General features: G+C 66.8%; 1 protein-coding gene. It reads left to right on the forward strand.

Annotation, left to right across the window (positions count from 1 at the left end; all coding sequences use genetic code 11):
• A partial coding sequence (locus ACEPPI_RS41025; protein WP_373920315.1) for a hypothetical protein occupies positions 1-223 on the forward strand: 223 nt, incomplete at both ends.

The raw sequence follows: 223 nt of genomic DNA on the forward strand, positions 1-223 counted from the left end.
CGACGTCAACGCCGCGGTGTCCGCGTTCTGGGCGGCGGAGCGGACGTGTGCGAACAAGATCCGTGCGTTGTACTGTGCGGCGCCGTTGACGGCGGATGACGGTTCGCACGGCGCGAACATGTACGGGTACAAGGGCGAGGACCTGAACAAGGCGCAGGATCTGCCGTGGGGTTCGCAGCTGGAGGAGACGCACCGGGCCTGGGAGATCGGGTACTGGGCGAAG

This window comes from Streptomyces sp. AB3(2024) (genome assembly GCF_041862025.1).
GTDB lineage: Bacteria > Actinomycetota > Actinomycetes > Streptomycetales > Streptomycetaceae > Streptomyces.